20 protein-coding genes and 1 pseudogene are annotated in these 19,958 nt (G+C 58.3%); 11 read left to right on the forward strand and 10 right to left on the reverse strand.

The features are described 5' to 3' along the window. Positions 1-407: 407 nt before the first annotated feature. From ACRER8_RS13370 to ACRER8_RS13395, 6 genes are all read right to left on the reverse strand, one after another. Positions 408-749 (reverse strand): HopJ type III effector protein, encoded by a 342-nt coding sequence (locus ACRER8_RS13370; RefSeq protein ID WP_431746731.1) that lies wholly within the window; start codon positions 747-749, stop codon positions 408-410. Then, on the reverse strand, positions 742-1,038 hold the full coding sequence (locus ACRER8_RS13375) for a DUF1244 domain-containing protein (RefSeq protein ID WP_431746732.1): 297 nt from the start codon (positions 1,036-1,038) through the stop codon (positions 742-744). Before ACRER8_RS13375 ends, ACRER8_RS13370 begins: the two co-directional genes overlap by 8 nt. Positions 1,039-1,235: 197 nt before the next feature. After that, positions 1,236-1,607, reverse strand: a complete 372-nt coding sequence (folX, locus tag ACRER8_RS13380; RefSeq protein ID WP_431746733.1) for a dihydroneopterin triphosphate 2'-epimerase — start codon at positions 1,605-1,607, stop codon at positions 1,236-1,238. Between the two features lie 3 nt (positions 1,608-1,610). Beyond that, entirely contained in the window at positions 1,611-2,171 is a 561-nt protein-coding gene (gene folE / locus ACRER8_RS13385) for a GTP cyclohydrolase I FolE (protein WP_431746734.1), read from the reverse strand. A 20-nt stretch (positions 2,172-2,191) separates the two neighbouring features. Continuing rightward, on the reverse strand, positions 2,192-2,902 hold the full coding sequence (folM, locus tag ACRER8_RS13390) for a dihydromonapterin reductase (RefSeq protein WP_431746735.1): 711 nt from the start codon (positions 2,900-2,902) through the stop codon (positions 2,192-2,194). A gap of 304 nt (positions 2,903-3,206) precedes the next feature. Then, positions 3,207-3,776 (reverse strand): antibiotic biosynthesis monooxygenase, encoded by a 570-nt coding sequence (locus ACRER8_RS13395; protein ID WP_431746736.1) that lies wholly within the window; start codon positions 3,774-3,776, stop codon positions 3,207-3,209. A gap of 215 nt (positions 3,777-3,991) precedes the next feature. Here ACRER8_RS13395 and ACRER8_RS13400 point away from each other — a divergent pair, with 215 nt between their 5' ends. After that, positions 3,992-4,924: a MerR family transcriptional regulator gene (locus tag ACRER8_RS13400; RefSeq protein ID WP_431746737.1), complete on the forward strand. Its 933-nt coding sequence runs from the start codon at positions 3,992-3,994 to the stop codon at positions 4,922-4,924. 85 nt (positions 4,925-5,009) lie between these two features. Here the strand turns inward: ACRER8_RS13400 and ACRER8_RS13405 are convergent, their stop codons facing one another. Further along, entirely contained in the window at positions 5,010-5,615 is a 606-nt protein-coding gene (locus tag ACRER8_RS13405) for a hypothetical protein (RefSeq protein WP_431746738.1), read from the reverse strand. 82 nt (positions 5,616-5,697) lie between these two features. Then, a complete protein-coding gene (locus ACRER8_RS13410; RefSeq protein WP_431746739.1) occupies positions 5,698-6,144 on the reverse strand; it encodes a PAS domain-containing protein in 447 nt (148 codons plus the stop codon). A gap of 98 nt (positions 6,145-6,242) precedes the next feature. Here ACRER8_RS13410 and ACRER8_RS13415 point away from each other — a divergent pair, with 98 nt between their 5' ends. Further along, positions 6,243-6,698, forward strand: a complete 456-nt coding sequence (locus tag ACRER8_RS13415) for a flavodoxin (RefSeq protein WP_431746740.1) — start codon at positions 6,243-6,245, stop codon at positions 6,696-6,698. Positions 6,699-6,743: 45 nt separating this feature from the next. On the opposite strand, the gene ACRER8_RS13420 is transcribed toward ACRER8_RS13415, so the two are convergent. Continuing rightward, a complete protein-coding gene (locus ACRER8_RS13420; protein WP_431746741.1) occupies positions 6,744-7,616 on the reverse strand; it encodes a LysR family transcriptional regulator in 873 nt (290 codons plus the stop codon). A gap of 140 nt (positions 7,617-7,756) precedes the next feature. Between ACRER8_RS13420 and ACRER8_RS13425 the strand changes: the two genes are divergently transcribed. The 6 genes and pseudogenes from ACRER8_RS13425 to ACRER8_RS13450 all read left to right on the forward strand — a co-directional run bounded on the left by ACRER8_RS13425 (position 7,757) and on the right by ACRER8_RS13450 (position 15,772). Beyond that, a complete protein-coding gene (locus ACRER8_RS13425) occupies positions 7,757-8,146 on the forward strand; it encodes a CidA/LrgA family protein (protein WP_431746742.1) in 390 nt (129 codons plus the stop codon). After that, positions 8,143-8,829 carry an LrgB family protein gene (locus ACRER8_RS13430; RefSeq protein ID WP_431746743.1) on the forward strand — a complete coding sequence of 229 codons (687 nt, stop codon included), beginning with the start codon at positions 8,143-8,145 and terminating at the stop codon, positions 8,827-8,829. Before ACRER8_RS13425 ends, ACRER8_RS13430 begins: the two co-directional genes overlap by 4 nt. Positions 8,830-9,006: 177 nt before the next feature. Next, positions 9,007-9,234, forward strand: a pseudogene (locus ACRER8_RS13435) (class II aldolase/adducin family protein); the annotation flags it as partial. Positions 9,235-9,236: 2 nt separating this feature from the next. Further along, positions 9,237-10,211 (forward strand): alpha/beta fold hydrolase, encoded by a 975-nt coding sequence (locus tag ACRER8_RS13440; RefSeq protein WP_431746744.1) that lies wholly within the window; start codon positions 9,237-9,239, stop codon positions 10,209-10,211. A gap of 125 nt (positions 10,212-10,336) precedes the next feature. Next, on the forward strand, positions 10,337-11,248 hold the full coding sequence (locus tag ACRER8_RS13445) for an SDR family oxidoreductase (protein WP_431746745.1): 912 nt from the start codon (positions 10,337-10,339) through the stop codon (positions 11,246-11,248). Between the two features lie 1,005 nt (positions 11,249-12,253). Then, on the forward strand, positions 12,254-15,772 hold the full coding sequence (locus ACRER8_RS13450) for a dermonecrotic toxin domain-containing protein (protein WP_431746746.1): 3,519 nt from the start codon (positions 12,254-12,256) through the stop codon (positions 15,770-15,772). Here the strand turns inward: ACRER8_RS13450 and ACRER8_RS13455 are convergent. Beyond that, on the reverse strand, positions 15,726-16,529 hold the full coding sequence (locus ACRER8_RS13455) for a SirB1 family protein (protein WP_431746747.1): 804 nt from the start codon (positions 16,527-16,529) through the stop codon (positions 15,726-15,728). The two genes, ACRER8_RS13450 and ACRER8_RS13455, sit on opposite strands and share 47 nt — an antisense overlap. A 205-nt stretch (positions 16,530-16,734) precedes the next feature. Here ACRER8_RS13455 and ACRER8_RS13460 point away from each other — a divergent pair, with 205 nt between their 5' ends. From ACRER8_RS13460 to ACRER8_RS13470, 3 genes are all read left to right on the forward strand, one after another. Next, on the forward strand, positions 16,735-17,757 hold the full coding sequence (locus tag ACRER8_RS13460; RefSeq protein ID WP_431746748.1) for a Glu/Leu/Phe/Val dehydrogenase dimerization domain-containing protein: 1,023 nt from the start codon (positions 16,735-16,737) through the stop codon (positions 17,755-17,757). Positions 17,758-17,851: 94 nt separating this feature from the next. After that, on the forward strand, positions 17,852-18,952 hold the full coding sequence (gene pdhA / locus ACRER8_RS13465) for a pyruvate dehydrogenase (acetyl-transferring) E1 component subunit alpha (RefSeq protein WP_431746749.1): 1,101 nt from the start codon (positions 17,852-17,854) through the stop codon (positions 18,950-18,952). Further along, the gene (locus tag ACRER8_RS13470) at positions 18,942-19,958 is read left to right on the forward strand and encodes an alpha-ketoacid dehydrogenase subunit beta (RefSeq protein WP_431746750.1); all 1,017 of its coding nucleotides are present in this window, start codon (positions 18,942-18,944) and stop codon (positions 19,956-19,958) included. Before pdhA ends, ACRER8_RS13470 begins: the two co-directional genes overlap by 11 nt.

Below are 19,958 nucleotides of genomic sequence, written 5' to 3' on the forward strand. Positions count from 1 at the left end.
TACCGTAGGCGTGTTGCACGTCGATGGGCGCGATGTGCGCGGGGAGTTGGTTGAGCTGGATCTTGGTGGCTGATGAACAACACCTGTAGGAGCGAATTCATTCGCGAAGTCGTACGGCCCATAGAGATGCGTCGGTCGTACCGCCCCTTCGCGAATGAATTCGCTCCCACAGGGGAAATTAGTCAGATGTTGAAATACAGCCTGCCTTCAATCACTTCGCCATCGGGTCCAGTCCGCTGCCCTTGATCGCCGGCGCGGCTGCCGATGAACTCAGGAGAATTCATTCGTGAAACGGTGTTCCAGGCGACACATCTTTGGCGAATGTAGGGGCCCATCGCGAATAAATTCGCTCCCACAGTGGGGGCACGCGATCCGTGATATCGGTCGCAGCCGGTCTTCGCTGCAAATCAGCCCTTGCGGCTCAATGGCTCAGCGCTGAATTTCACGCCTGCCAAGCCATGTGTGATCAGCGCACGAATGTTGCCGTGGTCGCTGCCTTCAGGCGTGGCAACCACCGAGCGATAGTGCTCGCCGAACGCCAGCAGCGCCTCTTCGTCGCTCAGACCTTCCAGCAGCGCCAGCCCCAGCGTCTTGCACGACCCTTCGTTCTGGCCAGCGGCGTTTTCCACCGGGCCGTTGATGAACGCCTGCGGTTGGTAATCGTAGTTCGCAGTAACGAAAGCCAGAGTGTCGGCGAAAACGTGCTCGCCGGTTTTCAGGCTGGCGCGCAGGGTGTTCAGGTCAGTCATGTTTCTTTTCCTTGGCGAACGCGGCTTGTTGCTCAGTGCTGGCTTCTTTTTGATAGAGGGATTTCCACTCGCTGTACGGCATGCCGTAAACCACTTCGCGGGCGTCGTCGAGGCTGATGTCGATCTGCTTTTCGTCGGCGGCAGCCTTGTACCACTTGGACAGGCAGTTGCGGCAGAAACCGGAGAGGTTCATCAGGTCGATGTTCTGCACGTCCTTGCGGCTGTCCAGATGCGCGACCAGACGACGAAAAGCGGCGGCTTCGAGTTCCAGGCGTTGTTGCTCGGTCATGACAGGCTCTGTGCGAATGGAAGATGGGGCGAATGATAAGAGCGCTGGGCGGGGTGGGCAATGGTGTTCGTCGAACGGATTCATGACCTGGGAGCGAATTCATTCGCGATGCATTTGTACATTCGACAGATGTGTATCGGACGTACTTGCCTCTCGCGAATGAATTCGCTGCCACAGGGGACCATATTTCCCCGAACTCAGCGCTCGGCAGCCAGGGTGATCGACACAGATTCGGCAAACCGCAGCGCATGGGGTTTGTCGACCTCTACTTCGGCGTACTGCACGGCCTGGTAGCTCATTACCAGATCGAGCACTTCCTGGGTCAGGCGTTCGAGCAGGGCGAAGCGATTGCTTTCCACGTGCTGGATGATCGCCTTGGTGATAGTCCGGTAGTTGAGTGCGTGATCGATATCGTTGTCGCGCACCGCTTCCTGGGCCGCATACAGGATCGTCAGATTTATCAGCACATCCTGCTTGTTAATGATTTCGTCTTCATTGATGCCGATGTAGGTGCGAAGACAAAGGTCTTTGACCCGGATGCGTGCGGTGCCTGGTTCGAGTCTTGCCATGGACTACTTGCTCCGTCCGATCAGTTGCAAAAATTCCATTCTGGTCGTGGTCGATTCACGAAAAGCGCCGAGCATCACCGAGGTATTCATGGTCGAGTTTTGCTTCTCAACGCCGCGCATCATCATGCACATGTGCTGGGCTTCGATGACTACCGCAACCCCTGCTGCGGTGGTCACGCCCTGAATGGCGTCGGCGATCTGGCGCGTCAGGTTTTCCTGAATCTGCAAACGGCGAGCGAACATGTCGACGATCCGCGCGATCTTCGACAGGCCAAGCACCTTGCCGGTCGGGATGTAGGCCACATGGGCCTTGCCAATGAACGGCAGCAGATGGTGTTCGCATAGCGAATACAGCTCGATGTCCTTGACGATGACCATCTCGTCGTTGTCCGAAGCGAAGAGCGCGCCGTTGACGATTTCCTCCAGCGTCTGGTCATAGCCGTGACACAAATACTGCATGGCCTTGGCCGCGCGTTTCGGCGTATCGAGCAAACCCTCACGGTCCGGGTTCTCACCCAGGCCGAGAATGATTTCACGGTAATGCTGTGGCAGTGACAGGGTCATCAAAGGTTCCTCGGGGCGGCTTACTTGATGTGCCGTCCGCCGTTTACGGTCAGCGTGGCGCCGGTAATGTACGGATTATCCAGCAGATAACGCAGGCTCTGGTAGATCACCTCGGGCCCGGCTTCGATACCCAGTGCCGATTTGGCCAGCGTGCGGGCGCGGTACGCCGCGTCGTCGTCGGGTTGAAACATCAGCATGGCCGGAGCGATACCGTTGACCTTGATATTCGGTGCGAACCGCGCGGCGAACGACAGTGTCAGGTTGTCCATGCCCGCTTTGCTGGCGCAGTAGGCGATGTGCTTGCTACTGCCTTTGCGCGTGACGTCGTCACCGATGTGCACAATGTCGGCCGTCTCTGAGCGGTGCAGTAACTCGGCACAATGCAGATTGATCAGGTAAGGCGCAAGCATGTGCACATTGAACATGCGCATGAACACGTCGCCTTCATCGCCTGTCGTTTCCGTCAGCCATTCGGAGGCGTTATGAACGATGGCGCGCAGCCTGTCGGTCTGCTCCTTGATCTGAGAGATGAAGGTCAGCACGCTTTGCTGCGATGAAAAGTCGGCCTGAATCGTGATCGCGCCCAGTGCCTTGAGCCGCTGAACGCCAGGACGCTCGGAACGGTAGCTGATGATCACCGGCTGACCTTCGCCCAGCATCCGTTCTGCGCAATGCAGGCCGATACGCTGACTGGCGCCAGTGATCAGGACAGGGGCAGGGGTAGAGGCCATGGCAGCTCGCGCGCTTATCAAGAAAGAAGAAACCGGAAGATTGCGGGCTTATCGGCTCTGAATGGCTAGGATCGATTGCTTTCATTGGGCCATCAGAGAACGAACGTCCGGGGCAAACTTAACCCAATGGTCAGTGGTGTACAACTGCGCGGGCAGGCACAAGTCTTCGAAGTAACACAATTTTGCAGGAGTCGGCTTGCTGGCGAATGTGGTGAGTCAGTTACAGATGAGTCGACTGACACACCGCGTTCGCCAGCGAGCCGGTGCCGACACGTTTCGCACCGGTTGCAGGGATTGTGTGGCGTCAGCGAGTCGAGGCCGGTTCGGCCGGGGCGACAGGCGCCTGATTGCTGCTGTGCAGCCACCCTGACAGCAGATGGGTCGACAGTGGAATGAACCAGAACACCATCAGCGGAGTGAGGATCAGCGTGCTGATCATGATCCGCGGCAACAATTCAAGCTGGCCCAGCAATGGCCCCAACACGAAGTTGAAGATCAGCGACACAGGAAAGAATGCCAGCCAGATGGCCACCGCCTGTTTCCAGCGGGGCGGGCGTTGACCGATGGCGCCGAACCATCCGTCCATGCCTCGTACACGATGCACCGAGTTTTTCGCAAAGAGCCCGCTGCCGCGCACCAACCAGGAGCGCCGGGATGCAGAATGCTCCCACGCGTGCATGGTGGCTTCATCGGCGAAGCGGAATATGATCTGGAATTCGTCGTCTCCCGGAGGCGGTGCAAGGACCCCAGAACCCAGATAGCCGGGGAAGTCGGTAGCGAGCTGTTCGCCTTCGTGCAGCCAGGCAATCAGTTCCTGATAGCGGCCATGGGCGACGCGACGGGCAACCATCAGCGTGACGGGTGAGGTAGACATTATGTATCTCCGATAGACGAGTGAGGTTCCCGGGTAGGGAAATCACATGGCGTAACGCCGGGGTGGTGGCGCTGCGTCAGCTTCGTTGAAAGAAGCAAGCAAGGATTATTCCTGAATCCGCGCACAAAGCCAGAAGTCTTTGCCGATACCAGACACTCATGCGCTCAACGGCAGATGTACAATCCAGCCCTCATGATCTGACGACGGACATCTCGATGACTCAACTGCTCAGCGCCCCGTGCGACGGCGATGACGAATGGCTGCCCATTCGTGAGGTATCGCGCCTGACCGGTGTCAATTCGGTCACGCTGCGCGCCTGGGAGCGTCGGTATGGGTTGATCACGCCGACACGCACCGACGGTGGCCATCGCCTCTACACCCAGGCCGATGTCGAAACGGTTCGCAGTATCTTGATGTGGACCGAGCGCGGGGTTGCGGTCAGCAAGGTGGGTAAAGTCCTCGCAGGCATCCGCGATCTGGACGCCAAAAAAGGGCCGCTCAGCGTCATCGAAAGTGCCAGGCGGACTTGGCAGGAGCGAGTGCGTCAAGCGGTCAACGACTTCGATGAGCCAAGGCTGGACCACATCTATGGCCACGTTCTGTCTCTTTATCCAGAGCAGGTGGTGTACGAGGACGTGCTGATGCCGGTCTGGCATGAGTTCGCCCTGCGTCATGACTCGTTCGGGCAGGTCAGCGAGTGGCTGTTTCTGGATAGTTTCCTGCGCATGCGCACCCTGCAGCGTTTACAGCTGACTGATGAATCCAGTGAACACCGCGTACTGCTGGCCGCGATGCCTGGTGCGTGCCGGGAGCTGGAGCTGTGGGTCGCCGCCCTGCTGATGGCCTGTGAAAAAATCCGGGTCAGCGTACTGGCGCCGGGGCAGCCGCTGGAAGAGCTGGCGCTGGTCTGCGGCAAGATACGGCCCGATGCGCTGGTGTTGTTTTCCGATCAGTTGCCTTCAGGGGATATGGCCAAGCGCTTGATACGGCTCGGCCTGGGGCTGGCCTGCCCGCTGTTGCTGGCCGGTAAAACCGCCGATATGGCGCAAGACAGCCTTCAAGGTTCGGTGATCGGTTGCCTGGGCAGCGACGGAGCCACGATGCAACGGCGTCTGCAGCAGTTTCTGGCGGGGCGCCTGGATACTTAAGCCAGCTATGAGCTGCAAGCACCGAGCCGCAAAACAGGCCACTGCATATCGGCTTCTAACTTGTAACTTGCCGCTCGCAGTTGCTCTACAGATGCATCGAAGGATGGATCTTGCGGTGTTCCTGAAGGATGTATTGGCGCAGGCGCTCGGTGTCTTCCTTGCTGTTCTGACTCAAGCGATACGCCGCCAGACCCTGCTCGGTGAGGCGTTCGAAAGTGCCGCGCAGGGCGATTGGCGCAAGGCCGGCGGGGGTGAACCAGGCGGAAAAATATTTCGGTGGTTTCGTCTGCTTGCGAATTTCCAGCAGAATCCCCTTGAACGAGATCTCGTGCACCCACAATGCGGTCAATGAGCCTTTTTCGGTCTCGAGCGCGACGGGCTCGGGCAGGATCAGGCGCCAGGGGCGAATCCGCGGGCCTTCCTCAAAGATGCTGGGAGCGCCAAGTTCCAGATGCAGTGCATGGAATTCGTCTTCGACCAGATGCAACGGGAAGGTCATTTGCTGATTGTCGAACTGTGCCTGCAGGGTGACTTGCTCGTGGGCGGCCAGACGCGTCAGCAGATCCTGAATCTGCACGCCCCCATTGACCACCAAGCTGCGGGATTTGTCGCGCAGGTTCAGCTTGGGGTTGTGCTGCATGTTCTGGATGAAATCCAGCTCATCCTGCGTGAGGATATCGTCGCGCGGCATGATCAAGCCCGATTAACCCGTTATTGAAAAAGCAGACACTAAATTCACTGCCCGGTTGCTGCCGTTCGTCAGTTGCAGAGCGTTACCGTTTTAACCTCTCGATCTCTAACCGAGCTTGCGCCAGTTCCGCCTGCAATTCGACAACTTTCTGTTGCGTCAGCACGTGTTCGGTCACGTCTTTCTGGATACCAATGAAATACATGAGCTTTTCGGCCTCATTGAATATCGGCGTAATAGACAGCTCATTCCAAAAAGAACTTCCATCCTTGCGATAGTTGCGAAGAATCTGACGGCAGGGCTGGCCTTTGTTCAAGGCGTCGCGAATGACCCTGCGGGCGAACTGATCGCGATCATTGCCCTGCAGCATTCGGCAGTCCTGATAAAGGACCTCGTCGGCGCTGAAACCGGTCAGGCGTTCGAAGGCCTTGTTGGCGTAAATGAGAATGTTATCGTCACCCTCATGCTCAGCGATCACGATCCCGTCGTTCGAGGCGTCGATCGCCAGTTGCATCAGCTTCGCGTTGATCATCAATGGCCTCCATGCAATTTGCAGAGGCGCCATTCTAAGACATCACGTCCGTCTGGGGCATAATGCCGCACGATTTCAATCAGTCACAGGATCACACAATGAAAGTCGCCATTGTTTCGGGCTCGGTGTACGGCTCGGCCGAAGAAGTTGCCCGACACGCCCAGCAGATCATCAAGGATGCCGGTCACCAGGTGTTGTTCAATCCGCGCGCGACGCTGGCCGACCTGCAAGCCTTTGCGCCTGAAGCGTTTCTGGCCGTGACCTCGACCACGGGGCTGGGTGAGTTGCCGGACAACCTTGTGCCGTTGTACTCGCAGATCCGCGACACATTGCCTGCTGCGTGGCGCGGCTTGCCGGGCGGCGTCATCGCCCTGGGCGATGCCAGCTACGGCGATACATTCTGCGGCGGTGGCGAGCAGTTACGAGAACTGTTCCAGGAACTGGGCATTCACGAATTGCAGGCAATGCTGCGACTGGACGCCAGCGAAACGGTCACTCCGGAAAGTGACGCCGAGCCGTGGCTCGCTGAATTCGTCGGCAAACTCAGCGCCTGATCGAGCTCGCTGGTGCTTCTCGCTTCTATATATGATGGGAATAGCCTATCGGCGAACCAGGGCCAGCCAGGCCTGTGCAGCCCTGGACAGGTACGCGCCCTCGCGCCAGATGAAGGCGATGTCCCAGCGCAGGTTCGCCGGTGCCTTGAGCGTGACGTGCACGACACCGGGTCGAACCAGCGCCCGGGCCACCACTTGGGGTAACAGAACCACGCCTTGCCCGGCCGCGACCAGCGCCGCCAGAAAATCCGCCTGCCCGCTACGCCCGCCTTCACGCGGTGTGAAGCCGACCTGCTGGCACGCCTGAAGCAAGCGGTCGTTAAGCACGAAGCTGCGCTGGTAAAGAAGGAAGGGCGTATCAGCGAGCTGGCTTAGCTCCACTTCCTTTAGATGGGCCAGAGGATGGTCGGCTGGCAGCAGCGCGTCCAAGGGTTCATCGCAAAAAGGTTGAGAGGCGAAGACCGGGTCATCCGGGGTCAGGCTCGCACCCAGTTCCAGTTCACCTGTCATCACTGCCTGCTCGATGGCGCGGCTGCCGCCTTCGAGCAAATGTACCGAGACGTTCGGATACAGCCGCCGGTATTCGGCGAATGCCTTGGCGAACAGGGTGTCACTGCCAAGCATTGGCAGACCCAGGCGCAGCTCGCCTCGGGCCAGGTTGCTGAGATCGTCCAGTTCCCGAAGCAGACCATTGCGCAGGATGAGCATCTCTTCGGCACGATGAAGCACGACCTTTCCCGCCGCAGTCAGGGCGACTTGCGACCCCTGCCGATCAAGCAACGTCACGCCAAGGCTTTCCTCCAATTGTGCGACCTGCTTGCTCACCGCTGATTGGCTGATGAACAGCGTTTTGGCCGCCTGCGTAAAACCGCCTTCACGTACCACTTCGATGAAACTGCGCAGCTGTTTGAATTCCACGATGAGGACTGCTTGATCGATATCAGATGGCGGCAGTGTGAATGATTGAATTCCCAAATGGAATAGTCGCAAGTCTGACAATTCGTTTTTGGGATGGAAGGTGAATCGATAAACTACAGTCCTCAGAGGATTGAAACATCATGAAACGTCTGTCCCGTCTCGCCCGGCTAGTCGGTGAGCTGGTTGCCTTGATAGCGATTTACCAGGTCGGTTGCGAGATCGCGCTGTGGCTGAAACTGCCGATTCCGGGCGGGGTGATAGGCCTTGCGCTGCTGTTGCTGGTTTTCGCCACCGGCGTCGTCAAGCCCGCGACCCTGCAAACCGGTGCGGGGCTTTTGCTGGCAGAGATGCTGTTGTTCTTCATCCCGCCTCTTATGAGTCTGCTGGATTACGGAACGCTGATGCGCAATGAGGGTTGGCGGATCATGCTGGTAATCGGTTGCAGCACCCTGATGGTCATGCTGGTGACCGCGTTCACGGTCGAACTGGTCTGCCGCATGAACGATCGCTCGCCGAGGGGTGGTGTATGAAATTCGAGCCGATGCCGATCTTCTGGCTGCTTTTCACAGTTGTCGCTTACATCGGCAGCCGCTGGCTGTATCGCCGGACCGGCCGTTATCTGCTGTCGCCGCTGATTCTGGTGCCGACCGTTCTGCTGGCCATTGCCGTGCCGATGCATACCGCGTACGCCGAATATTCCACCAATACCCATTGGCTGATGCTGGTGCTGGGGCCTGTCACGGTGGCGTTCGCGGTGCCGATCTGGCAGCAGCGGGCATTGCTCGCGCGCCACTGGCCAGCGTTGTTGATCGGCATGCTCGCAGGCAGCGCGGCTTCGATTGCCAGTTCGTTCGGGCTTTCCAAGGTGCTGGCGTTAGATACTTCGGTGGTCATGTCGCTTGTGCCGCGTTCCATCACCACGCCGTTCGCCATGCCGCTGGCCCACGATCTGGGTGGCGTGCCGGAGCTGACCGCGGTGTTCGTCATGTGCACTGGGGTGTTCGGGGCGGCACTGGGTGGCGTGCTGCTCAAATGGCTGCCGTTGCGCACGGCACTGGCGCGCGGCGCACTGTTCGGCGTCGGGGCGCACGGAGCCGGTGTGAGCCGCGCGCGGGAAGTGGGCGGCGAAGAGGGCTCCGTGGCTGGCCTGGTCATGGTGCTGACCGGTTTACTGAACCTGTTCGCCGCGCCATTGCTGGTGTGGATGCTCTGAAACGCCTGATCTAGAGCCGTCTGCTGGCTCCTGACTCGCCGGGCCACTAAGGTGGCTGCGAAGGCAAGTACCGCTTTTATCCTGGCTGACTAGACTGCTGATCCATGACAGCAGAATAGCCGCCGAGGAGAGCAGATCGTGAAAGTCGCGCAGGTCGTTGCCGATACCGTCAGCCACATCAACCCGACCGTGAAGGATCAGGTCAGCGCCGCTGAATGGCAGGCGCGTGTGGCGCCTGCCGCCTGCTATCGACTGGTCACCATGCATGGTTGGGACGACCTGATTGCCAGCCACATCTCGGCCAAGTTGCCTGGTAACGAAGACTTCCTGATCAATCCCTGCGGCATGATGTTTCATCAGATGACTGCGTCGAGCCTGGTCAAGGTCGATCAGTCGGACAAGAAATAATGCGGCTCGCGGAAATACCCCTCTGCGTCTGGCGTACCCGCGGGCACGACTTCCTGTTTCGCGGACAGAACATTCGCTATTGGGTGGCGGGGCACGGCGCTCCCTTACTGCTGATTCATGGCTTTCCTACTGCCAGTTGGGATTGGCATTACCTGTGGCAGCCATTGTCGCGGCAATACCGGGTGATTGCCTGCGACATGCTCGGTTTTGGCGATTCAGCCAAACCCCGCCGCCACCAGTACAGTCTCGTGGAACAAGCCGATCTGCAGCAGGCATTGTTGGACCACCTGCAGGTGCATCGACCGGTACATGTATTGGCCCATGACTACGGTGACAGCGTCGCTCAGGAACTGCTGGCGCGCCATGGCGAAGGCCATTTCGACATGGCCAGCTGCGTGTTTCTCAACGGTGGACTGTTTCCGGAAAACCACCGGCCATTGCGGGTCCAGAAAATGCTGCTCAGCCGTCTGGGGTGGTTGACGGGCCGCCTGTTCGACCGCGACAGCCTGGATCGAGAATTCAGCCGTACTTTCGGCGCCGATACGCGTCCCAGCGAAAGTGAGCTGGATGACTTCTGGAGTCTGATCTCGGCCGGTCGCGGTCATCACATCCTGCACCGCTTGATCAGCTATATCCCCGAGCGCGTGATCATGCGCGAGCGCTGGGTGCAGGCGATGCAGCGCAATCTGGTGCCGATGCGCTTCATCAACGGTGCCGCCGACCCGGTCTCCGGCGAGCACATGGAGCAGCGTTATCGTGAGTTGATCCCCAACCCCGACACCGTTCTCATTCCGAACATCGGCCGCTATCCCCAGACCGAGTCTCCCACGCTGGTCCTGCGCAGCTATGAAGCGTTCCGTGCTGCCGTCACCGATTTACGGCCCGCAGTCGCCGTGCCGTCCGTGGTGCAGAGCAGCAAACCGGCCAATCATCCCTTTGCGTTATCGAGCGCCATTCAGGGCGCCTCGTATTGATTGTGACCTGCCCATGTCTGGTTGACACTCAGTGACTATTTCGCCCGTCCTCGATCCATCCTGCAGGTCGCTTCGCTTGATCGCAAAGCGTCGAGAACGCGCACCATCATTGGGGAGATAGTGGCATGAGTGAATCCTTACGTTTCGAAGACAAAGTTGTAATCATCACCGGCGCTGGTGGTGGCTTGGGGCGTGCCCATGCCTTGCTGTTCGCCCGCCACGGCGCGCAAGTCATCGTCAATGATCTGGGCGGGTCGGCCGATGGCGAGGGGGCCAACGCTTCTGCTGCCGACCGTGTGGTGGCGGAAATTCAAGAGTTTGGCGGTCAAGCGGTGGCCAACCATGATTCGGTAACCGATGGCGACAAGATCGTGCAGAACGCGCTCGATGCGTTCGGTCGTGTGGATGTGGTGGTGAATAACGCTGGCATTTTGCGCGACAAGAGCTTCGCCAAGATGGAAGACGCCGATTGGGATCTGGTTTACCGGGTCCATGTAGAGGGCGCGTACAAAGTCACTCACGCCGCCTGGCCGCACCTTCGCGAGCAAAATTATGGCCGCGTGATTTTCACCTCGTCTACCTCCGGGATTTACGGCAACTTCGGTCAATCCAACTACGGCATGGCCAAACTTGGACTTTACGGGCTGACCCGCACCCTGGCTCTGGAGGGGCGCAAGAACAACATTTTGGTCAATGCTATCGCGCCAACCGGCGGCACCCGTATGACCGAAGGCCTGATCCCCGCCAGCGTGTTCGAGCTGCTTAAACCGGAGTTGGTCAGCCCGTTGGTGGTCTATTTGGGCAGCGAGCAATGCCAGGACAGCGCCGGTCTCTACGAAGTAGGCGGTGGGTGGATCGGCAAAGTGCGCTGGGAACGCAGCCTCGGCGTCGGGTTTGACCCTCGTTCAGGTTTTTCTCCGGAAGATGTTGCCGGACAATGGGCCGCGATCAACAATTTCAGCGACGCCGTGCACCCGGCGGACAATGTTGATGCATTGAAGGAAATGATGACGAATTTGCAGAAGTTTACGGGGTGATACGAACGTACATAACGGCCAGTTCGAGCAATTGGGTTGGCCGTTTTTTGAGGTCGGATGGTTGTTTGTTTGTAGGATTGTTCCTTTTATAAAGCAATGATTCCTTCTTCACTTTTTTTGCCTCAGCTTCAAGGTTTCGGCAGATTCTGAGAGTCAACTTGGTCTTTAGAGGGTATATGATCGAGAATTTGCGCAAGATTCAAGAGCGGCTAAGGATGTACATGGCTGCTCCAGATAATCGATTTAAACTTAAACGAGGCTAAGTCCAAAACCTTGAGAAATCTGACCCTAAAGCTGGTACAGAATTAAGATTGATTCCGTTAGGTTCTGCACTGGCGATGCCGGCGAATGATCCGATCCCCAAAGCCAGCATCAAAACAGTCAACGTTTCCTGCGCATGATGAAACCTCGCACTCGTAAAAATGTTGTTTATCGTCGCGCAGGTTAGCTAACGTTTAAGCCTAATGCTTGTAGGGCCGCTGCTAAATAGTTGTAGGGCGTTTCCGAGCACTCTCAAGTTCTATGGTCAAAGTCTGGGATGTGATCGCATCGCGCCACTATTAGGTCAAATAACGGTCAAAAAAAAGCCGCTGCAGCGGCAGCGGCTAAACAAGACGTTAGATCCAGGAGCTTGAAAATCTACGTCCAGGAAATGCCGTCAAAGGTTTGAAGCGTATTAACTGTCAAACGAAAGAGGCGGAATTTCCGGTTCGCGGCGAGGGCGGCCGCGAAGTGGATGAATCATAAGTTCTTTTTGTGCGCTTAAACATAGCTGTTTACGACATGGAGTGTTACTCAGGCGGCAACAATTACGGGCGTTTCCTAGTGCAGCCAGCGCTTATTCCTACAAGCGCTGTTGCTGGGTATGACCTGACAATATAAATATGTACCGCAGTCCGGCTCCGAGCTGCTCGTTTAATAGTCGCTCACTTTCATCGCTTATCTGTGTTCCCGACCGGCTGGATGCCGCCAGGGGGATGAGCGATTTACCTTGGAGCTTTACCCATGAACGCCGTCATTGATTCTTCCCCTATTTCCAGAGCATCCCAACGCTTCGATCAGATCACCCAGCAACTGACCAAGCTTGCCGAAGCCAGTTCTGGCTGCCAGCAGGTCCTGGCCCAGAGCCAGGCGTTCCGTGAATGGGCATCGGAGCTGCTTCGTGAACGAATCAGACAATTTCGTCCTCATATCGGGCTGCGCGTGTCCAACCCTGATGCGATCTTTTTCAACCGTCGCGATTCCAATGGCTCCATCTCCTCGATGGCCATGACGGACGTGCTCATAGATGCGATGCGTAACGCAACGCCGGTGGCCGAGGTCGCAGGTGCCGGATTCCATACACGACATGCAACGCTGGACCGGGCTCATGCACTCACCGGCACTCAAAACAGGCAGTTGATAGACGTCATCAACAAGCTCATGCCGACAGTGTCCTCGGCGTACGAAAAGTATCACCGTGAGCTGTGGCAACGCAGGATTGTTCATCCCGTTGATACGACACGCATGGATACGCCTGCCCGGATACTCTCCGAGCTGCAACGCCAAGCGCTGCTGAGCGAGATCGAACTGCTCGGCTTGTCCCGGGCCATGAGCGTTGCAGAGCAGAGCCGCTTGTCCAGCGTCGTACTGGGAAGTAACACCGATGGTGTCTTTGCGCTGTTTTGGCGCTCACGAAACGGCAGACACATCCCCTTGCCGTCGGTGTATGTCATCACCCAGTCCACCCAACCCTCCAGCGAGCCTTCAGGTGTGGTCTTCCTGGTCTTACCGTGCAGAGGGATCGAGCGCGTCGAGTCGATTGCTATCCTGCGCGAGACGCTGAGCCGTCGCCTGACTGGAGGGGACCCCGACCAACATTTTGTCGACTGCATGCCACTGTCCGATCAGGGACGACTGACCAACGGCCAATCCATCGCGCCCGACGCCTGGGAATTCACTTTCATTAACCGTCCACTGCTGGAAGATCACATGCAGTCGGTGCAGCGCAAGCAGGAAGAGGATCTGGACTTTCTGATGCAGCAACCGGAACTGGATGATGCCGGCTTTCACGCCGCTCTCGAACGCGTGCAGCTTTGTTCCTATCTGGACGATGCCTTGGGCCATCGTTTCAATCTGCTCTCGGTCAGGATGGAGGCGTTTGTCCAACCTGAGTGGCGAAAGTACGCAAAGCAGTCGGATCAGATGCATCTGTTGGCGCTTGAAGAAAGGCATCGGGCACTCAAAAGCAGCGTTGCAAAGCGCCTGGCGGGCGTCGAGTCGTTCGTCGTATTCGCGCACAGCGAACTCATACGCTACATCCGCGAGCGCCTGGGCTGCACGATCGACCCGAGCAAGGTGATGATCACGCTGCAAGACAACATCAGGCTCGGTACCGGCCAAGACCTGAACACCAGCTATCGGAAGTCGCTGTTCGAGTTCGCCATCCACGGAATGCCGAATGTCGAGAAGAAGATGGTCTTCGAGCCAGCGACCGATCAGATCCACGTCGATTTTTCCGAAGAGTTCGTCACGACGATGGTCGCCGAGTTGAACCTTCATCGTCGCTACAGCGTGGCTCTGCGCCAAGCCTATGAGAACCCGGACAATCTTCGCGAAATGGTTCTGCATCGTGACAGTGCCATTGCCTTGAGTGCGTTCGCTGCATCAATGCAGGGTCATATGATCCAGGACCGCAGTCGTGAGCTGCTGAGCATGATTCGCGCTGACAAAGACAAGGTAGGGTCCAGCTACAGCATCGGCAGTCTTTACCTGCTGGAAACCCACACACGTTTCAATGACTTCATTGTCTTTGCGGACAAGACCCAATCTTCCGAGCATTTCGTTCTGTATGCGCCCGGTGCTCCGGGGGGCCAGGATTTCTTCGAATTCAGCTCCTGGAGGCAGTTGTGCTTCGGGGTTGGGGAATGGCTGGCGACAGATTCCGGTCGCTCGTATATCCACGATCAACTGGCCAGCAGCCCGTCGGAGCGCGGGCACAGCGCGGTGATCAATGACGTTCAGCTGAAGCCGTCCTTATGGGGGCTTAACAGCTGCCTCTTTGTCCGCTGTCAGGGAGACACGTTCGAACGCAATCTGGCGGACCTTGTCAGCCAGAAGGTATCGCGAGCCCTGCGAGCGGCAGACATGGCCGCCCCACAGACTGACAATCAGACGCCCTTTGCGAGCCTGTCGGTCCGGGCCGTGCTGGATGCGCGGATCGAGGCGCTGAACGCCGAGTTCGTGAAACTCAGTCCGGGGCTGATAGATTTTCGCTCTTATGTGCACCAGCAGACGTCGAGGTTGCTGAACGATTTCCTGCGCAGTGCTGGATACACGCGTCATGTCGATCCGGACACCTTATACCTCGGGCTTGGTTTGCCGCGTCGTGACAATCCTGAGTTCGGCGAGCACAGCGAGCTGCATCAGTTGACCCAACTGATGATGGAAGGGAGCAAGGACATTCTTTCGTACCGGCCACGGATACATCTGTATTCCTCGACCGGGCTGGATGTAACCGCATTGCCCGTACGGCTGATCCACTTCATGGACAAGCAAATCCGCGGCGCGGACATGGGTGCCAAATACATGGACTTCCTTGAAGAAACGTTTCTCAAACGTGGGGATCCGCTGTATGCCCGCCGCAAGCTATTGATGGCCAAGCGCGTTCAGTACGACATGACACGCGGTGCACTCAAGGAGTTCATGCGAGGGCGAATGGATGAGTCCCAATATGCCTGGGTGCGACAGACCATTAACGGACTTGACCAGAATGCCGTTGGCTTTAGCAGGACCAGCAGTGTTTCGGCATTCCGGATTGCCAATCAGATTATCGAAGGCGTCTTCATCTTCCGGGATTTCAGCAAGAGCGATCCGGCTTACAACTTGCTCTACACCCCTAATTCACCGGACGGTATCGACTTCAGGCCTGTGACCGATTATGCCCAGTTGCTGGAATCGGCTGAGATGCAGAATTATTGCTACCGGCGTGTTGCCTACATGGGGCAGCCAATGGTCGGCACGTTCCTTGAACGGCTGCAGCGAGGCGGAAAGTTCGACGAGCGGTTCATCAGGATCGTGAATCGTTTCGAGAGCCGGATCATCGATGCCGAGCGGCTGTATGGCGACATGATCGAACGAATGATCGCCGATGTCGATGCTCAGACCGTGAGCCTTGCCGAAGCGCGACTCTCTACTGCATGGACCGTCATTCAATGGCTGGGAAATGTGTTGCTGGTTCCGTTCCCGGCAGCACGTATTTCCTGGGGAATCTTCACCAGTGCCGTCAAGGTCTATCAAGGAGTGGACGCCTATATTTCCGGAGACCGGGCCACTGCGTTGCCGCTGTTGCTGGAAGGCGTGATGGGCATCGTTTCCGGAGGGAACAAGCTTCGAAAACTGTTCAATGCCGCACAATTGGCTGCGACGGGAGTGGGTGTTCCTGTGGGCGTCTGGATCTGGAGCAAACGTGAGTTCGAGTCCAAGTTGCAGAAGGCCGTCAATGAACACCTCCAGGGGACGGCAAAGTCACTAATCTTTGGGTGAGCCTGATTCGCTGTACCGGATCGTCGCTTAGCAGCAGTGCATGCTCCAGGTCATAGCGTTCGGCCTGAGGGCATTCGAGCGTCTGATACAGGCTGGCACGGGCGAGATAATCGCTCGTGTTGGCCTGTCCCATTTCCAGAACACGGTTGGCGTCTTTCAACGAGGCTATGAGATCGTCGTTGATCTGATGCAAATGGCGCAGATTGCGCGACAAACGCTGCAACATAGCCTGTGGGGTTGCGGTGCGAAGGTGGTCGGCTTTGAGCGGCATGTCTGGCCCAAACTGGCGCAATAGCAACTCACGACAATCCTTGGGATAAAGCCTGCGGCCGCCGCAAGGGTCCAGCGCATGATCGGCACCGGGTACTCGTAGCAGAAAATGCCCAGGGAAGTTCACACCCTCAAGCGGAATCTCCATGCGACGGGCAAGTTCCAGCGCAACTATTGCGAGCCCCAGCGGCTGACCCCGCCGACGCTCCACAATCTTGTCCAACAAAGCGACCTGGGGTTTGGGCTGAGCGACGTCATCCTGCTGAAAGCCTATCGTCGCCATGTGTCGCAACAAGGGTTGAGCGAGTTCCGCAGCCGGGAGCATCGGCAGCGCAGCGCTTATTCGGCGCTGAAGCTGATCGAGCCGTTCGAGCGTCTGCCGGGGATCGACCTGGCCATCATGCTCGACAGAGATCCACAATGCCGCCTCGAAGGTCAACGGGGGCGTGCATCGCAGGCAGTCGAGGCATTGTTGGCGTGGATTCATCGGCTTCTCCCCTTCGGATCAGGCGTCTGAAATGCGGTCTTGGGAAGCATCGTTGTAGCCCCCGTAGCAGCGTTCGTCCAGTGCCGACTGGCTGTTCAGACCTTGTCCCGTAAAAACGCGGACTTGTTTTGTGCGGTCGTCCGACGGAGCCACGTTTTTTCTGCCAGCGCCTATACTCGCAATACAAAAAACGGGAGCACTGCCTATGTTCGCTCTCATGCAAAACTCACGCGTTCAATCGCTGCACATGATCGTCGATCCCCATACCTGCCTCAAAGCGGTGATCGCGATCCACAGTAGTTTGAAGGGCCCAGCGCTGGGCGGCTGTCGCTATCTGTCCTATCCAAACGAAGAGAGTGCCATAGACGACGCTATCCAGTTGGCGAGGAACATGAGCTACAAGGCCGTTCTGGCGGGCTTGTCGCTGGGCGGCGGAACGGCCGTGATCCTGCGTCCTGCCCACGTGCCGGATCGCTCCGCGCTGTTCGAAGCGTTCGGGCGTTTCGTCCAGACGCTGGACGGCCGTTACATCACTGCCATCGACAGCGGTACGTCCCGCGAAGACATGGACTGCATCGCGCAATACACCCAGCACGTCACCACCACTACTGAGTCCGGTGACCCTACGACCTACACCGCGATGGGCCTTTATGCCGGGCTTCGAGCCACCGCCATGGCGCGGCTGGGCAGTGACAACCTTGAAGGGCTGCGGGTGGCGATTCAGGGACTGGGCCATGTGGGCTGGGCATTGGCCGAACAGCTCCACGCCGCAGGTGCCGAATTACTGGTTGCCGATCTGGACAGCGGTAAGGTGCAGCTCGCGATGGAGCAAATGGGCGCCAAACCCGTCGCCAGTGAGGCGCTGCTCAGCACCCCTTGCGACATCCTTGCGCCCTGCGGGTTGGGCGGGGTGCTCAACAGCCACAGCGTGGCCAAAATGCGTTGCGCCGCCGTGGCCGGCGGTGCCAACAATCAACTCAGCTGCGCAGCCATAGCCGATCAGCTCGAAACCCGCGGCATCCTCTACGCCCCCGATTACGTCATCAACTCCGGCGGGCTGATCTACGTCGCGCTACAACACCAAGGAGAAAACCAGAACACCATTACCGCGCATCTGTCTCAGATAGGAACACGGCTGACTGAAGTATTTGCCCATGCCCAGGCCGAGAAGCGCTCACCCGCGCGGGTAGCCGATGCGTTGGCAGAACGCCTGTTGAATCTCGAATAAGCCCTTACCGGGATTTTTCGAATCACGCTCGCTACCACAAGCTGCGAGCATGACCATCGCGCGCGATAAACCCGAAGCGCGTCAGGAGTGTGCAATGTCCAATAACAAGATCAAGCTTGCGTACACCCGTTATCTTTCGCCCGACGGTCGCCTGACCGGAGAACTTCCCCAATGGGCCGATGACTTCAACCTTCTCACGCGTCTCTACCGGCAAATGGTCCTCACCCGACTTTTCGACCAGAAAGCCGTCGCGTTACAGCGCACCGGGCGCATCGGCACCTATGCGCCGACCCTCGGTCAGGAGGCCATCGGTGTCGCGATTGGCAGTCTGATGCACGCCGAAGACGTGCTGATTCCTTATTACCGCGACACCGCCGTGCAACTGATGCGCGGCGTTCGTATGGAAGAGATCCTGCTGTATTGGGGTGGCGACGAACGCGGCAGCGATTATGCCGAACCCGCCGTGGCTGAGGATTTTCCTCTTTGTGTGCCAATCGCTACCCAGGCGCTGCATGCCTGCGGCGTGGCCAGCGCGTTCAAGATTCGGGGCGAGCATCGCGTAGCCGTAACGACCTGCGGCGATGGGGCCACCAGCAAGGGCGACTTCCTTGAAGCGCTGAACGTGGCGGGCGCTTGGCAGTTGCCGGTGGTGTTCGTGATCAACAATAACCAGTGGGCGATTTCCGTGCCCCGGCGGATCCAGTGCGGCGCACCGACGCTGGCGCAGAAAGCCATTGGCGCCGGGTTCCACGGCGAGCAGGTTGACGGCAACGACATCCTTGCCGTGTATGACCGCATGCAGGTTGCCCTTGAACGAGCACGGAAGGGCAAGGGTCCGGTGTTGCTGGAATGTCTGAGTTATCGACTCGGCGATCACACTACCGCGGACGACGCCACCCGTTATCGTGCCGCTGATGAGGTCAAGCAGGCCTGGCAAGAGGAACCGATCAAACGTCTGCAATCGTTCATGGCCAGCCAGGGTGTCTGGGACGAACGGCGTGAGCAGGCGCTGATTACCGAGTGCCAGGGCTTGGTTCAGAAGTCTGTGGACAACTTCGAAAGCGCAGGTAACCAGGCGCCGGAGTCAGTGATCGACCATGTTTACGCGAAATGGCCGACACCATTGGCCGATCAGCGAGAGTGGTTCCTGGAGCGTGTGGCTCGTCGCAACGGAGGTGCCGATCATGGCGAATGATCTGTCCACGGAAAAACTGCCCACAGACAAAAAAGTCAGCCTGCTGGAAGCCGTCAATCTGGCGATGCACCGAGCCATGAGCGAAGACGAAAACGTCGTGGTGCTGGGCGAGGATGTCGGCGTCAACGGCGGCGTGTTTCGCGCCACTCAGGGCCTGCGTGAGACATTTGGCTTCAAGCGGGTAATCGACTCGCCGCTGGCGGAAACCATGCTCGGCGGACTGGTGGTCGGCATGGCCGCGCAGGGCCTGAAGCCGATCGTGGAAATCCAGTTCCTGGGGTTCATCTATGCCGCGATGGAGCACCTGGTATCCCACGCCGCGCGTATGCGCAATCGCACACGGGGGCGGTTGAGCTGCCCGATGGTCATGCGCTCGCCCATGGGCGCCGGCATTCGCGCGCCGGAACATCACAGCGAAAGCACCGAGGCGATGTTCGCCCACGTGCCAGGACTGCGCGTGGTGATTCCGTCGTCGCCTGCCAGAGCTTATGGCCTGTTGCTGGCCGCCATCGACGATCCTGATCCGGTGATTTTCCTTGAGCCCACGCGGCTCTATCGAATGAATCCGCAGATCTTGGCCGACGATGGTAAACGCCTGCCGCTGGACACTTGTTTCACCCTGCGCGAAGGCAGCGACATCACGTTGATCAGCTGGGGTGCCAGTGTCCACGAAACCTTGCAGGCCGCAACGGCGCTGGGCGAACGAGGTGTGTCGGCGGAGGTGATCGATGTGGCCTGCGTCAAGCCGCTGGACCTCGACACGCTGGAGGCGTCGGTACGAAAAACCGGGCGCTGCGTGATCATTCATGAGGCGCCACGTTCCGGCGGGCTGGGTGGGGAAATCGCCGCCAGCCTTTACGAGCGTGTACTGCTCGATCTGCAGGCGCCGATTCAACGGGTCACAGCACCAGACATTCCACCGCCGCTGTACCGGTTGGAGCAGCTGTATATCCCGAGCGTCGAGGACATTCTTCACGCTTGCGACAGTGCCCTGAATTTCGCCTGA

The organism is Pseudomonas sp. (assembly GCF_050739935.1).
In the GTDB taxonomy this organism is placed as follows: Bacteria; Pseudomonadota; Gammaproteobacteria; order Pseudomonadales; family Pseudomonadaceae; genus Aquipseudomonas.